The following is a 16899-nucleotide window of genomic DNA, read 5'->3' on the forward strand; positions in this document are numbered from 1 at the left end:
TTTGAATAATCCAAAGTACAAAATTTTGGAGTCAACCTCATCTGCTTATGAAGAAACATTACATGTTCATCCTCTTGTTGGCAATGGTCTACGGATGTGCAACCTATGAGGCAAAATATGCAGATTCCCCAAGCACTCCCAATACTTTTGACACCAAGGAAGTTGAGCACACTTTCTATTTAATTGGGGACGCCGGTTTGTCCCCAGCGGGGGAATTAAACCCTGCTTTAAAAAAGTTTAAATCAGTTTTAGCCAAGGCTGATGCCAACAGTACTGCCATTTTTTTGGGAGACAATATCTACCCTGCCGGTTTTCCGGATGAAGATGATGATCCTGAAGGACATGAATTATCAAAACACTATTTAAACGCCCAATTAAGTACGGTGGAATCCTTTCAAGGAAGAACGGTATTTCTGCCGGGAAACCATGATTGGTACAGTGATGGTTTGAAAGGACTGGAACGGGAAGAAAAATACATCCAAGACGCACTGGACAGTAAAGATGTTTTCCTTCCCGATAATGGTTGTCCTATCGAAGACATTGAAATCAGTGACAGCATTTTGCTGCTCACCATTGACACGGAGTGGTACCTCACTGATTGGGACAAGCATCCTACCATGAATGATAAATGTGAGATTAAAGATCGCGGACGCTTTTTTGAGGAGTTGGAAAGCGAAATCAAGAAGAATCTGGACAAGACCATCATCATTGCTTTGCACCACCCCATGTTCACTTATGGTTCGCACGGAGGGCAATTCTCTTTTAAGCAACACATTTATCCTAGTGGTGGTGGAGTTCCACTTCCGGTTTTGGGTACTGTGGCCAATTTGCTAAGAAGGACAGCTGGGGTTACCATTGAAGATTTATCCAACAAAAAATACAATGAACTCAGAAAGCGAATTTTAACCCTCTCGCAATATTCAGATAAGGTCATTTTTGCTTCAGGGCATGAGCATACCCTTCAATATATTGTGGAATCCGGAAAACCACAGATTGTAAGTGGAGCCGGGGCCAAAACAGGTGCTACCCGATTATTGAATGGCAGCAAGTTCTCCACGGGACAAATGGGTTTTGCAGTGTTGAAAGTGTTCAAGGATGGGTCGTCCAGCGTCAGTTTTTATGGGGCGGATGCATCTGACGACACTCCACTTTATACCTCTGAGGTCCTTCCACCCGATAGGTCTACACTAAAGACGTCGCTACCGGATGATTTCCCGCCGTTCAAGGATGCTTCCGTCTACACTGAGGAGGAAATTGATAAAAGTGGATTTCATAAATGGTTATGGGGGGAGCGCTATAGAAAATATTATGCCACCAAGGTAAAGGCGCCTACAGTTCGTTTGGATACGCTCTTTGGTGGACTTACCGTGGTGCGAAAGGGAGGAGGAAACCAATCCAATTCCTTGCGATTGGCAGATAGTGAGGGTAGGGAATATGTAATGCGCGGTCTACGCAAAAGTGCTGAGCGATACCTTCAGGCTATCGCTTTTCAAGACCAGTACATTATTGGTCAGTTTGAAGATACTTACACTGAAAACCTGTTGTTGGACCTCTACACCGGTGCTCACCCGTACGCCCCGTTCACCATTGCCAAATTATCCGATGCCGTTGATATTTACCATACCAACCCAAAGTTGTATTACATACCCAAACAATCTGTTTTAGGGGATTTCAATACCGATTTCGGCGATGGTCTTTATATGATTGAGGAACATGTATCCGAAGGTCATGATGATCTTGAAAGCTTTGGAAAGACCAAGAAAATTGAAAGCACCTATGACCTTATCAATAAGTTAAGGAAAGATGAGGAATTTAAAATCGACCAGCGAGAATATGTAAAGGCCCGTTTGTTCGATATTCTTTTGGGCGATTGGGACCGCCATGTAGATCAATGGCGATGGGCTGAGTTTAAAAGCGAGGATGGCACTAAAATTTACAAACCTATTCCAAGAGACAGAGACCAAGTGTTTTCCCGTTGGGGTGATGGGTTGATTATGCAATTCGGTTCAAGGTCAGTGCCCTCCCTTCGGATTTTTGAAGGTTTTCATGATGAGATTCGTAGCGTAAAAGGATTTTCATCTTCACCAAGAACCTTTGCATTGGATATGGCCCTTCTCTCTGAAACTGATATGCAAATTTGGGTGGACCAGGCCAAGTTCATTCAACAACACATTAATGAGACTGCCATCGATGATGCTTTCACTGCTTTCCCAGAAGAAGTGCGGGATAAAACGGTTGACGACATCAAAAATATCTTGTTGGCCAGAAAAGAAAATTTGGTGGAAACCGCTCGGGAATATTTCGCTGTTCTTAACAAGTACAGCGTGATCACTGGAACGGACAAAGATGATTATTTTAGCATTAATTCGCTTACCGATGGTGGCCTTGAGGTAACGGGATACCGAATCAAAGGAGGCGAAAAGGCTGATATTTTCTTTCAGAAAGTCTATGACCCCAAATACACCAAAGAAATTTGGGTGTATGGTCTGGATGACGACGATGTTTTTGAGGTTCACGCCCAGACATCCAAGATAAAAATCAGGATTGTGGGTGGCCAGAACAATGATGTCTACAAGATTGGTGAGGAATCCAAGAAAACTTTTGTTTATGATTTTAAGACCAAAAAGAATACGTATGATGAGGCCTTTGGAGGAAAAATCCATCGGTTGAACGACTATGAGACCAACACCTATGAGTTTTTAAAGATCAAGGCGAGCAACAACCAATTGCTGCCAACCATTGGTTTCAATCCAGATGACGGTTTTAGAATCGGGTTGACCGATACTTACACCTACAATGCTTTCCGGCAAAATCCTTTTACCCAGCAGCACACTTTTAACGCGGCATATTACTTTGCCACAGCGGGATTTGATTTCGGGTACAAAGGTGAATTTGCCAATGTGACCAATAAGGTAAATCTTGAGATTCAAGCTCGGTTTACGAGTCCAAATTTCACCCTAAACTTTTTTGGTTTTGGCAATGAAACTGAAAACAATGACGATGACGAGCCCTTAGGACTCGATTATAATAGAGTAAAGTTACGAACATTGCAATTTGCTCCCTCGTTGGTTTGGCGTGGTTACTTGGGTTCCAAGGTTCGGGTTGGGGTTTCATATGAGGATATTGAGGTTGAAGCTACTGAGGATAGGTTCATCAATGACTTCTTTTTGGCAAATGGAGAAGAACAACACCTAAACTTCTTTGGTGTGGATGCGGAGTACAGCTATTCAAATACAGATAATGAAGCTTTTCCCACTTTGGGAATGAGTTTTGGATTGCTCGGGGGGTATAAAACCAATCTTACGGAATCTGGCAGATCGTTTGGGTATATGATACCCAGCCTTTCCGTGAATCATAGATTGTGTTCCAATGGTAGGTTGGTCTTGGCGACCAAAGTAAAGGGGCACATTAATATTGGAGATGATTTTGAGTTCTATCAAGCCGCTAGTATTGGAGGAAATAATGGGTTAAGAGGTTTTCGTTTTCAACGTTTTACCGGGAAAACTGCATTTTACCAAAGCTCGGACCTACGCTATAGTTTTAGGCGAACACAAACGGGATTGTTGCCTGTAACCCCAGGGATTTATGGCGGTTTTGACTATGGTCGCGTGTGGTTTCCGGGCGAGGATTCCAATCAATGGCACAATTCATATGGAGGCGGGTTTTTTGTGAACGGAGTTGACATACTTACAGCCAATTTCGGACTCTTCAATAGTGTCGATGGCCTTCGGTTTGCTTTTGGGGTAGGATTTGGATTTTAATCGATGGAATAAGAGTAAAGCTTACCCCCTCCAGTTGTTTTATTTTTTTCGTCGGCAATCAAGAGTGTTTTTTCATTCAAAAAGCCAATGGACTCCGTCTGTGTGTTGCTATCAAAATCAATGATTTGGATAGAAGCAGAATCAAAATTTGGCAATTCAAAGTCGGTCACCAAAAAAATAAAGCCATATCCCAGAAGGGCGATGGTTTTTCCATCAGCTGAAATATCTGCGCCTGTCACCGAACAATGGTCTTGACTTTTACAAAGCGTTATGGATCCTAACAATTCTGCATCGTATTCGCCTTCTTCATCTGGAACCCGATAAATTAAAGTTTCTCCACTATAAGGCCGTGTGCGATTCTTCGTGAAAATGTACAAGTGGTCTTTCCAATGGAAAAAACCCTCGGTATCAAAGAGCAAACTATCTTTTTGGGGCGGAAAATCTTTCTGTTCAGGGTAACGGAACTCAATTTTTTCAGCGTTGGGTTCTTTTTTCTTCAACTGTGCCCTTGAAACCCTATAAATGGTCAGATTTTTTCTACGGTTAGCATTGTTGCCAAAATCACCGATGTAGAGATTGCCTTCTATGTCCATGGCCAAATCTTCCCAATCCTCATTTTTGGCGTGGTCAATCTTAAGGCTTTTGGTGATACTCCCCTTTTGGTCAATTTTATAGATTTTGTCTTTATTGCCACTATCCTCAACAACCCAAATATCACCACTATGAATGGCCATTCCCGATACTTCTTTAAGCTTTGAAGGGAAGTCCCCCAAATGACTCAATTTACCATAATGGGTTTTTTGGGCACATGCTTGGGCAACTACTAAAATCAAGAAGAGGAAAAACCGATTCATTTCTATTCTTTTATCGGCATGTACACTTCAGTTGTCCATTCCATTTCATTGCCTCCCATGTTAGGGTTGTTGAAGAAGACTTCAATAGGTTTCTTTTCTATTGGAATATTGTTTTCTTCAGCATAGTTTACAAGGGCATACCAAGCCCTGTCCGAAGTTACATAGTTGCCATTGTAGATGGCCTTAAGTGCCGGTTTATTGAAAATCCTTTTATATTTTATGCTTGGATTCATCGGTAATTTTTCTGAACGGACAATAGGAAAGCAGAAATTATAGGATAATGAATTGGATTTTAAATCCCATTCCTCCACTTCTAAAAAAGGTGGGCCATTGGGTTCAACGCCATTTTCAAAAATCGTGGAACTTAGATACGTATAATTGGCCATAATTCCTCCAGCTTTTTCACCGGGTTCGTTGGTCAAAGGGACACAAGCGCAAAATGTGGAGAAAAGCTCTTCTTCTCCCACAATGGAGACTTTGAACTTTTCAAGGTGTTCCTTCAAGAACTGGTTGAAATCCAAGAGTGTTTTTCTTGATCCCTTCTCAAAATCGGTATCCGAAAATGGTATTTTGATTTTATTCATCAGGGAATGATCCTTGTCCTTGATATTTACGTCAACCTGACTCAACGAATCGTGCACTTTGGTGATGTTCCATTGATAGGTGTGCAGAGAATCACCTGTAACGATGGTTTGCGAAAAGTCTTCCAAGGTTTCAAATTGCACCGGAACTACACTGTCCAGAGTCTTATTCCATGCCTTAACGGTTTCAAATACGGTACCAGGAAGAGCTTTTGCCTTAAAACTTACCTGATAATCTTGTGGTTTTAGAAAAAGATACCAAAAGATGGCGATCACTACCAATGTTAAGACCAGTATAGATATTTTTCTCATAGCAGATGGCAAAAATAGGTAATTACCCTTTAGTCGTCATATCAAGTTTATTCACAATATATTCTCCTAAATCCCGACCTTGCTTTACACCTACCTCTATGGCCGCTCGATAATGGATACCACCATACATTCTGCTTATGGCCGCTTCATCCGCAGCTTGCTTAAAGGATGTGAAGGAGCGAACCGGCAAACCGTAGGGTACTTCTGTATCATCATCAAAGGAAAAGTTATCACCAAAAATATCGGTGAGGGCGGTGGAGGCCGCACCTGATACAACACTATGACCACTGGTATATTCCGGGAAGGGAGGGGTTTGCAATACGGGTTCCCAACTATCATCAATATACTCGTTGATCAAGGTCTCTGGGCGGATGAGATTACTTCTGTATTTTTCGTCCCAGCAGCTAATAAATGCATCGGCAATCGCAATTGAAGTTTTGGTATAGGCATAGACCGTTCTGGCAAAATCCGCATTGTCTTTTCTACTTGCTATTTTGGTAATGCCAATCCAATGCGCCCCCGGGGTGATTTTTTTTGTGGCGAACATCAGATGTCCCCTGGTCACGGATACATAGGGGTTACAATCCCAGAATTGGGCAATGGCAATTTCTTCGGATTTATCACCTTTGCCGACCATACTTTTTCTTACCTCATACACTTCCATCAATTCTTTGTAGAAGGGCGAATCTTCTTCCATGGAAAATTCGGGTGGGGGTATAGGTTTGAACTGTTCGGAAGAATCAATGGCAAAAGGGCGTATTTCGCTCCAATGGGGTTCAAGACCACTCATGTATGCGGGAGGAGTGGGTTGCCAGCGCGAAGGGTCTTCTGTATTTACAGTAAACTTTGGCATGGTGCGCGTCTGCTTGTAATTGTCTTTATCCATCCAAGCGGCTATAAAATCGGCAACCTCGAGGCCGTATTCCTTGGACGCGTTGAAAACAGGCTCATTTTTATCGGCCCATAGCGTGTATAAGCTGTCACGGAAGGCTTTTACCCTGTCTTCAGAGAAAATCAGCTTTCGGCTCAAATCCATATGCGCCACCAGAGCGGCCATTTCATAATTGATGTTTTCATCCGTTTTGGGATTTGGAATTTCCCCTAATTCATGAATTTGCCCCGCCAACGATTTGTACCCGTCATCTTTTTTAGCGATGATTTCATACGCTGCAATATTGGGATAGGCAAAAATTCGACTTGCTACAGGAGGTGAAAAGATATCATGGATCATGACCTCGATTACTTTGTCCACCGATTTATGATAATCTTCGGGCGATATGGTTATGGGCTCCTGCTTTTTTTGACAGGAAATAAAAACCAACAGTACTGTTACCAGTAAACTAATTCTTTCTTTCATGATCTTACTTATTTATGCTATAGACTTGTACTTTATCGTTATTAAAAATGGCAAGGATATACGTTTTGCCCTTAAAGGTTAATGTGCTTAAATGCCTTACTGACTTCTTGGTGAAATCAAGGCCTAGCGTATTTCCCAAAAGTATTTCATTTTCATTTTTCAGAAGGGCCCCGGGAAAGGAGTCCAATCGTCCATGGTACGGTTTTACTCCAAAAAAATTACCGCCCATCAGTACTTCTTGGGTGCCGTCTCCATCAAAATCATCAACCAAAAATTCCAATATGGGCGAAACTTGGAGTTCGCTCTTGAACGGAACAAAGGTGAACTTGCCATCATCATTTTTTAAATACCCAGATTCAAGGGTATTTACTTCCAAAAGTGTTGACTTATCCAAGACTTCCTTTCCAAACAGTTCTTCCATGGTTTTTCCGGCAAAGGACCTGTAGGTTGTAAATTCCTTTCTTAAATATACTAACTGTGATGAAAGCCCATCCAATGATTCCAGCGGATAGTATTCGCCATTTTTTTCAAGGGCGGTTATGGTCTCAGTTTGACCGTTGTTGTCAAAGTCATTAAAAAACAACTTCATCGGATACTCTTTGGATGCCCTAAACTTTGAGTTGGTTCCCCAATTTCCCAAAAGATAATCCTTGTCACCATCTCCGTCTATATCAAAAGTAGCGATACTTTGCCATAGGCCGTTTAATCCCAAAGAATGGGCTTCACTGAACACCCCATTTTTATATTGAAGGAATTTGGGTGACATCCATTCTCCCACCAAAACCAAATCTGTAACACCATCACCGTTAAAATCATCCCAGATAGCGTCTGTCACCATTCCTTCTGAGAAGGGTTCAAATCCTTTAAAAACAGAGAAATTCCCATTGTTGTTCTCCAATACGTAGGATGTGGCCGGAGCACCAAACTTGGCAGTTATGGTATGACCTCCCACAAATAGATCCAAATCCCCATCGTTGTCAAAATCGTGGGTTTTCACGACAGAAGCATTCTGAAAAAATTGGGGCAATGCCACGGTTGAAAAGCCAGAATCTTGCTGAACGTAGTAGCTTTCCAAAAGGGCATTTGATTCACCAAAGAAATCGCCTCCGCCAGTAGCTACGAACAAATCATTTTTCGTGTCGTTGTTAAAATCAGCAATAGCCGCAGAAATATCTTCTTTAATGGAATCTTTGGCAATGCCGTCAAAACGTTGACCGACAAAAACAGTGTCTTGCTGGAGGTAAATTTTAGAAGGGATGAATTTTGATCCGCCTATGAAAATATCCTCTTTTCCATCGCTGTTGAGGTCGCCCAAAGCCAGCGCAGGCCCTCTATCGGAAACTTGGTATGGAATCAGCTTTTCCCGATTAAAATCAGTGTAATTGTCCTCCACATGGGTGAAGTCGATACCCAGATTGTTCGGGACCGCTTCAAAAAGATTTTTACGATTCTTGTGTAATAAGTTGTAATCGAATGGCTTTACATTTTCAGGTGAAATTGTAAGGGTTTGGTTGGTAGTTACATCTTTTAAGATTTGATAGGTCCTATCTGGCCAAACAATTTTGAGGGAATCCACTTTTTGAAGGGAGCCGAATCCAAAATGAATCATGGGTTCGGAGGAAGCCTGGAAACCTCGCGTTGGGAACAATTCTTTAAATTGAAGTCCGCCATTTTGATACGAATACACTTTGGTTCCAATTCCAAATGTATTTTTTTGGGAGAATTTAAACTTCAATTTTAGGTAGTTCCCTCTTTTTGAAGCTTTATTGATGTACAACGAAGCGGGTTGGTTGATGTTGTTGGTGACCAAATCCAGGTCACCATCATTGTCCAAATCAGCCATGGCCGTAGCCCCGGAAATCAACGTGTCTCTAGTGATCCAGTCATCGGATTTATCCTTGAATTTTAGATCTTTGCTCCCTTGGAAAACATAGTTGTGTACATTTCCAGAAGGCATTAGGTTGATCGCCTCTTCATCAACAAGTTTGGTGTTGTCTATCTTTTTCCGGATTTCATCACTGGAGACAAACTTTATGAAATCGAGGTCATTAGGCCGTTTTGGAATTCCATTTGAAATAAAAAGGTCTTGTGTGCCATCCAGGTCATAGTCTCCAAACAAGGCGCTCCAACTCCAATCCGTTGCTGCAATACCGCTCATTAGGGCGGTTTCCATGAAATTACCATCGGGTTGGTTCACAAAGAGCATGTTTCGGGTAAACTGATAGTGATATCCAAAACGGTCTACCCGGAGCTTTTGCGTTTGTATATTGTCATCACCTTCAGAAGATTTCAGGGCCACTTCATCTTCGGGCAGCATATCCAAAGAAATAAGGTCTGGACGGCCATCGTTGTTGATGTCGGTGACATCATTACCCATGGAAAACCGGGTGGTGTGCCCAAAATATTTTTTCAAACTCTCGGTGAATGTACCATCGCCGTTATTTAAATAGTAGTAATCATCTTCGTGAAAGTCATTGCCCACATAGATATCTGGGTATCCATCTTGATTAAAATCTGCAATGGCCAAACCAAGGCCGTATCCATTTATACCACCATAAATGCCCGCTTCCTCGCTTACGTCCACAAATCTACCACCATCATTACGAAGTAATTTGTCACCTGTTTCATATCTGCGTTCAAACCGCAGGTCAAATCGTCCAAACGAGTTTTGGGTGTGTACGGCATGGTTCAGGAGGTATAGATCCAAGTCTCCGTCCAGATCATAATCAAAAAAAGCAGCGTTGGAGCTATAGGAATCAAAATCGAGTCCATATTGGGCCGCACTTTCGGTAAAGGTGTTGTTTCCGTTGTTGATATAGAGTTCGTTGAACCCATTGAACCCATTAATGCCCACCACGGCACAAACGTAGATATCCAAAAGACCGTCGCCGTTTACATCAGCCATCGTTGTTCCGGTGTTCCAGCTACTATTGCCCTCAATTCCTGCGGAAGTGGAAATATCTTCAAATTTTAGGCCGCCTTTGTTGAGATACAGCTTGTTTTTCACCTGATTTCCAGTAAAGAAAACATCTGGGAGTCCATCATTGTTGATGTCGCCAAGCGAAACCCCACCACCATTGTAAAAATAGAGATAGTCCAAAATGCTTAGATCTTCTGTTGAAGTCAAGGTATTGGTGAAGTCCACCCCGGTCTTTTCGGCTGAAGGGTTTTCAAAAAGGCTGCCTTCTTTCTTGCAACCCGCAAGGAAGAGTACAGCCAAAATTACTATGTAGAACTTATTCATCAATGGCAAAAATCTTTGGTTTGCTGTTATTGATGGCCACAATTACAAAGGTTTTTCCACTTTTGTCCTTAAACTGTTCCATGTGTTTTACCTCATCCTTCACCTTAAAACCACTTACATCATACTCTTGCCAAGTGAACCCAAGATTTCCATCGCCCAACAAAAGATTGCCGTAACTGGCATCTAGTCTCGAAAACTGTGGTTTGAATTCAAAATTATTGCCGGCCATGATCAAATCCAAGTTGCCGTCCTTGTTCACGTCGGTACAGGTTATATCGCATACGCAGGAAAGTTGAACCCTGGGAGGAAGGTTTTTGATAGTGAATTTGCCACCACCTTCATTAATGGCGATTACCGAGGCCGAAGTCTCCACCTTTTTTACAATGGCATTATTCACCAATTCTTCCGAAAACAATTCGTGGATGGTTCTTTGTGCATAGTCGGAAGCTTTGAGATTTTGCTTTTTTAGACCGGGCAATTGTTCGGTAAGTTCCCTTTTTTGATGGATGGGATAATCCCTACCATCTTGCCCCAATGTGGCAATCTGTTCAATGGTTCCGTTATTATCGTAATCATTTATCCACAGTTTCATGGGGTTTTCTTTAGTGGGTTTGTAATGGAGGTTCAAACCCTGATTGCCCAAAATCAAATCCATATCCCCATCGTTATCCAAATCGGCAGTTTCCACAGTGTTCCACCATCCGTAGAGACTGTCCAAGGACGAGGACATTTTTGCAAGTCTTCTGCCTGTATTTTTATAGATTTTTGGGGTATCCCACTCCGACGTGACGATAAGATCCTTCTTTGAATCCCCATCAATGTCCACCCATTTGGAATCAGTTACCATCCCAGCATCTTTTAGGTCATACCCCAATCGCTCTGTCACATCATTAAAAGTGCCATCACCCATATTTTCCAAGAAAAGATGATCTGGAGATATGCCATACACCCCAACAACACTTCGGGAGCCGATAAAGACATCCATATCGCCATCATTGTCAAAATCATAAGGGGCTATGGTAGAAATATTTTTGAAGGTTGATGGCAGCTGACTTTGCGATTTATTGAAATTTCCTGTTCCATCATTGAGGTACAAGCGTGGAATGTAATTTCGTTGCTCGCTAACGTTGTTACCACCGGAGCCTACCATTAAATCCAGATTACCATCACCATCAGCATCAAAAAATGCGGCCGCTACATCCTCAAAAGCTCTATCCTCTTCAAAAGCGGATGATGTTTTTTGGGAGATTCTTCCATTTCCGTTGTGCAGATAGATGGTTCCCGGCTGATTTCGGGCTCCCCCTATAAAAAAGTCCTCATGTCCATCGCCATTAATGTCTGCCACCGCAAGGGAAGGGCCTTCTTGGGAGAGCTTTTGATAGATAAGGCCTTCGTAATCAAAATCATTGTAATTGTCCTCTTCGTGAGACACTACCGTTCCAGTATTCACTTCGGACAGGTATGATTTTTGACTTTGTTTTTTGACAGGGACATATTTTTCCGATGCTTCATCATAGTTTACCGTAATGCGCTGGTTGGCTTGTACATTTTCAAGCTTTTGGGTTTGGTCATCGGGCCAGATCACACGGATGGAATCCAATGTTTTCGATGCTCCGAGACCAATGGTCATCCCGTATTCCATGGAGGACTGGAAGCCTCTGGACGGAATCATTTCTTGGTTGATGATGTTGTCATCAAAGTAAAACTGAACCAATGCACCTACACCAAATGGATTGGTTTTTGGCCCTTTGAAATTCAATTGAATATAGTTGTTGTTCAATTGGGTATCGGCGTTGTTTTTATAGATAAAAGTCTCTGTATTTACATTGTTGATGACCAAATCCAGGTCTCCATCATTGTCCAAATCGCCGTAAGCTGCCCCATTGGAACGTGTGGGCAGTTCAAAACCCCATTCCTTGTTGGCATTTTTAAAGGAAATATCCCCATTGTTTTTATAAGCATAATTAGGCTGTGGCTTTACCGGCATTTTATTGATGATGGAATCAATGGATTCCTTTTTACCCGTAAGGGCCATTTTTTGAACAATTTCATTGGCAAAAAAGTCCACAAAATCCAAATCGGTAAGGTCATGGTTAATGCCATTGGTAATGAAAATATCCTTTAGGCCATCGTTGTCCATATCAAATAGTAACCCCGCCCAACTCCAGTCTGTGGCATCCACTCCGCTATAATAAGCCACTTCCGAAAATGTGCCATTTCCATTGTTGAGCTGCAAGGTGTTCTGAATGTACTGCTGGCCGAAATCTTTACTTTGCTTGAGATTGAAAACAGTATACCCCTCAAATTCCATGACAGATTTTACCCGACGCTCTTCTTCTGGAAGCATATCGGTGATGAAAATATCGTTATGCCCATCGTTGTTAATGTCAGCAATATCTATTCCCATCGCAGAAAGGCTCAGGTGTGAGGTCCATTTCTTAATTTCCTCTTTAAAGGTTCCATCTTTTTGGTTGATGTACAGATAATCCCGCTCATAAAAATCATTGGAAACGTAGATATCTGGATACAAATCGCCATTAAAATCGGTGACCATGACGCCCAAGCCAAACCCGATCAAACTTCCATAAATACCAGCATCTTCACTTACATCGACGAATTTGCCGTTATCATTGCGCAAGAGCATGTCACCAACCCCTTTAAAAATATCGGGAACACCTTCCCAGTCTTGTGCACGAACTTCACGTTGTTCGGCATACCCAAGACTGCTCACCGGAATGTTGCTATTATTTAGGATGTAAGCATCCAAATCGCCGTCTTTGTCATAATCGAAGAATGAGGCGTGGGTAGTGAACCCTGTTTTGGCCAAATTAAACTCTTCGGCCCTTTCGGTAAAAGTTAGGTCGCCATTGTTAATGTAGAGGTCGTTGTCATGGTTATTCCCTTCCATATTTCCAGCATTGCAAACGTAGATGTCCAACAACCCATCTTGGTTGATATCCACCATAACCACGCCGGTAGACCATGGTTTGTTTCCTGTTACACCAGCACTTTCGGAAATATCCTCAAATTTAAAATCACCTTTGTTCAAATACAGACGGTTTTCCACCATGTTCCCGGTTAGATAAATGTCCGAAAGACCATCGTTGTTGATATCGCCGATAGCAACACCACCACCATTGTAAAAGTTCCGGTACTTGAAAATATTGAAGTTCTTTTGATTCTCAACCGCATTAACAAATTCAACTCCCGTTTCTTCAGGTGTTAGCAAGGTGAAGAGTGTTTCAACATTTTCTTCCGTTGATTCTTTGGATTCCTTATCGGTACAACCCCAGTGAATCAAAATAAGGCATAGGATTACAGCTCTTAATCTCATTTGGTGTTCTGTTTTTTGATTAGAAAAACGGGAGAATCATTGTTCAGTGTGATGATGAGTTCTTCGTTCCCATTTCGTTTTATTTTTTCAATACTACGGGCGGCCCCGGAAATGTTCAAGTTTTCTTTCCAATAAATGGCGCCGTGTTCATCACTTTGTAATACTAACCCATGCGAAGCGTCTAATCTACCAAGTTGGGTGCTTATCTCAAAATTATTCCCGACCATTAATATTTCATTAATCTTTTTTTCGTCATTATTATCGATGTAGATATCGTTCACGGTGGAGGACTGCGCCATCAGTGGGAGTTCTCTACTGGAGAAATTGCCATCACCATCATTTTCAAAATAGGAAGTCTCCAGCCTATACACTTTTCTTTTGACAGCGTTCTCCAAATTTTCCTTGCCAAAAAGTTCTTCCAAAGAGGCCTTGGCGAAATCTTTGTAAAAGAGGAATTTTTTATTGAGGAAGGGCATTTGTTTGGCGAGTTCATCCTTGGATGAAAATGCTGTTTCTTTATCGCCATGGAAATAGGTAACCACGGTCTCAATGGAACCGTTACCATCAAAATCATTGATGTATACAGTTATAGGTTTGTCTTGGGAAGCCCTAAATTTTGTATTCAATCCCCAATTTCCAGCCAGAATATCCAGGTCACCGTCATGGTCTAAATCGGCCATTTTTATACAATTCCACCAGCCATTTGTATTTTCAAGACCGTTTTTGGCTTGTTTTACCAATTTTTTGCCATTGTTGAGGAAAATGGTGATGGGGGTCCAGTGTCCTGCAACCACTAAATCTTTAAGTCCATTACCATCTAAATCTGTCCAAATAAAATCTCGAATGTTTCCGATGGTCTCAAATTCTGGGCCCCAAGAAGCGGTAATATTGGTGAATTTGAAGTTTCCATCATTCCTTAGGACATATTGCCTTGGAACTTCACCAAATTTGGTGGGGGCAGCATTGGAAGCAATACAAATATCCAGGTCACCATCATTGTCAATGTCAACAGTGTCTACTTTTGAGGCATTTACCTCAATCTGTGTAAATAGTCCTTCTTTTTTGGTAAAGGTGCCATTCTGATTCATATAAAGCCTAGGTTGCAAAGGCATGCCTCCGGTAAATTCGTTGCCACCGCTGACCACAATTAAGTCCATATCACCATCATTGTCCGCATCAAAAAAGGCATGGTCAATATCTTCGGCGATAGCGTCTTTAGCAAACAATTCTGTTTGATGCTCGGAATAGGAACCATTGGCATCACCAACAAATAATTGGGAGGGTTGCATTTTTGCCCCTCCAATAAAAATATCACCCACTCCATCGTTATTGACATCCCCAACAGATGCCGAAGGTCCTTCATTGGAATAGGCGAAAGGAACCAAGGGATTTCTATCAAAATCCAGAGAGGGCCGCTCGTTATGGGCAAAATTCAAAATGTTTGAAACGGTAGAAAATTGAGATTGATTTTTGGTAGGAAGATCCGCATAATAATTGCCCGATGCATTTTTGGCCGATACTACCAAAGTCTCATTGGCTGGGACGTGCCTCAAGGTCTCAAACCTTCCATTAGGCCAAACAACTTGAATGGAATCTACTATGCTGTCTTTGCCAATACCAAAATTTAATGGGTTTTCCTTGGCAGACAGGAAACCTCTTGTGGTTATATTTTCTTGAACGGCTTTGTAGTTCTTTTGGTAGAGAATGGTTTTTGCACCAATACCAAATCTGTTTTTTGGTGTTCCCTGTAATACTATTTTGACAAAATTTCCTTCGGATAGGGTGTTTTCAAGCACAAATGCCTCATCGTTTACGTTATTCACCACCAAATCCAAATCGCCATCATTGTCGAGGTCGGCATAGGTGCAGCCATTGCTGTAAGAGGGGGTTTTATTACTCCAAGTATGCGTTACATCAGAAAAAGTGACACCTCCGTTATTTTTGTAAAAGTAATTGGGGACTTTTTTGCTGGGCAAGCGATCAATTAGCTCCATGTCCTTGTCGGACAGGCCGGAAGCAATGTTTTTTTGAATTTCGTCATTGGAAATGTAATTGATGAAGTCCATGTCATTGGTAACTCCTTGAATTCCATTGGAAATAAAGAGATCTTTGAACCCGTCATTGTCAAAATCCGCGAAAAGTGCTCCCCAAGACCACTCTGTAGCATTGATGCCACTTAGGTTGGCAACTTCCCCAAAATTTTCACCGTCCAAGTTCAGGTGCAAGGCATTTTGCATGTATTGTGGGGCAAATCCATTTTTAAGGTATTGTCGATATACGGGGTAAGCGTATTCCAACCCGGAGGTTTTGTAGGTTTCCAAATCTTCTGGGAGCATATCTAGAGATAGAATATCGGCCAAACCATCATTGTTGACATCAGCGATGTCATTTCCCATGGAGAAATGTGTGGTGTGCCCCATTTTTGAGCCATCTTGGGAAATAACTTCTGTAAATGTCCCATCTTTTTGATTGATATAGAGATAGTCATTTTCAAAAAAGTCGTTACCCACGTAGATGTCTGGGTAACCGTCATTGTTGATGTCACTGATGGCCAGCCCAAGGCCATAGCCTATGGAGCCTTGAAAAATACCAGCTTCTTTGGAGGCATTTACAAAATAGCCATCATCATTCCTAAAAAGAATGTCGCCAGACATGGAATCTATCATTTTTCGTTTTGCACCTTTTCCGTAGGAGCGGTTAGGATTTACAGAGTGATTTAGGAGGTACATATCAAGATCTCCATCCAAATCATAATCAAAAAAGGCGGCTTGTGTGGAATATCCAATGAAATCAAGTCCATATGTTTTGGCCTGCTCTTCAAATCTGGGGACACCATTTTTATCACTGCCTTTATTGATATAGAGTAGATTATGACCTCGTATAGGGCCGTGGTCCCCCACTTTGCAGACATAAATATCAAGAAGCCCATCATTGTTGATGTCAACATGGGTTACACCAGTGGTCCATCCAGAATCATTATTAATATGAGCAGCTTGACTGACATCTTGAAACTTAAAGTTCCCCTTGTTAAGATATAACCTATCCGCTTCTTGATTGGATGTAAAGTATAGATCTACCAGACCATCACCATTGAAATCGGCGGAGGCGACTCCAGCACCGTTATAGAAATAAAGATAATTTAGAATGTTGAGCTGGGGAGTCTGCGTTAGATTGTTGGCAAACGTAATTCCAGTTTGGGATGACTTCTTTTGAACAAAAAGGGTTTTAGGTTCGTTTTTAGAACAGCCGTAAATCAGTAAAATTCCCCCAAAAATCAACAAACGTAATCCTCTCATTTCATGTATCAAAAGCGGTTTCAAAATAGGCATTTCCGTAACAAAATCAGAAGTGAAAATGATTAATGTTTGATTAATGATAGGTTAAAGGTCAGCTAATAAATGGAAAACTTAGGTTTTGTGATATACCATGGTATAGTATAAGAAAAGACCGCCCTTG

7 protein-coding genes are annotated in these 16899 nt (G+C 41.7%); 1 reads left to right on the top strand and 6 read right to left on the bottom strand.

The window, feature by feature from the left end; translation table 11 throughout:
* Positions 1–47 precede the first annotated feature (47 nt).
* Positions 48–3761, top strand: a complete 3714-nt coding sequence (locus ACFOWS_RS12675) for a metallophosphoesterase (protein ID WP_379765076.1) — start codon at positions 48–50, stop codon at positions 3759–3761.
* On the opposite strand, the gene ACFOWS_RS12680 is transcribed toward ACFOWS_RS12675, so the two are convergent.
* Genes ACFOWS_RS12680 through ACFOWS_RS12705 form a run of 6 tightly spaced genes read right to left on the bottom strand, consistent with a single transcriptional unit; the run spans position 3758 to position 16739 of the window.
* On the bottom strand, positions 3758–4615 hold the full coding sequence (locus ACFOWS_RS12680; protein WP_379765078.1) for a hypothetical protein: 858 nt from the start codon (positions 4613–4615) through the stop codon (positions 3758–3760). The two genes, ACFOWS_RS12675 and ACFOWS_RS12680, sit on opposite strands and share 4 nt — an antisense overlap.
* Before the next feature lie 2 nt (positions 4616–4617).
* The gene (locus tag ACFOWS_RS12685) at positions 4618–5508 is read right to left on the bottom strand and encodes a GyrI-like domain-containing protein (protein WP_379765080.1); all 891 of its coding nucleotides are present in this window, start codon (positions 5506–5508) and stop codon (positions 4618–4620) included.
* Positions 5509–5530: 22 nt separating this feature from the next.
* Entirely contained in the window at positions 5531–6865 is a 1335-nt protein-coding gene (locus ACFOWS_RS12690; RefSeq protein ID WP_379765082.1) for a vanadium-dependent haloperoxidase, read from the bottom strand.
* 4 nt (positions 6866–6869) lie between these two features.
* Entirely contained in the window at positions 6870–10109 is a 3240-nt protein-coding gene (locus ACFOWS_RS12695) for a VCBS repeat-containing protein (RefSeq protein WP_379765084.1), read from the bottom strand.
* Complete coding sequence (locus ACFOWS_RS12700) at positions 10102–13443, bottom strand: VCBS repeat-containing protein (protein ID WP_379765086.1); 3342 nt, start codon at positions 13441–13443, stop codon at positions 10102–10104. The genes ACFOWS_RS12695 and ACFOWS_RS12700 overlap by 8 nt, the downstream gene beginning before the upstream one ends.
* A complete protein-coding gene (locus ACFOWS_RS12705) occupies positions 13440–16739 on the bottom strand; it encodes a VCBS repeat-containing protein (RefSeq protein WP_379765088.1) in 3300 nt (1099 codons plus the stop codon). Before ACFOWS_RS12705 ends, ACFOWS_RS12700 begins: the two co-directional genes overlap by 4 nt.
* Positions 16740–16899 lie beyond the last annotated feature (160 nt).

It is taken from the genome of Flagellimonas marina (genome assembly GCF_042651185.1).
GTDB classification, from domain to species: domain Bacteria; phylum Bacteroidota; class Bacteroidia; order Flavobacteriales; family Flavobacteriaceae; genus Flagellimonas; species Flagellimonas marina.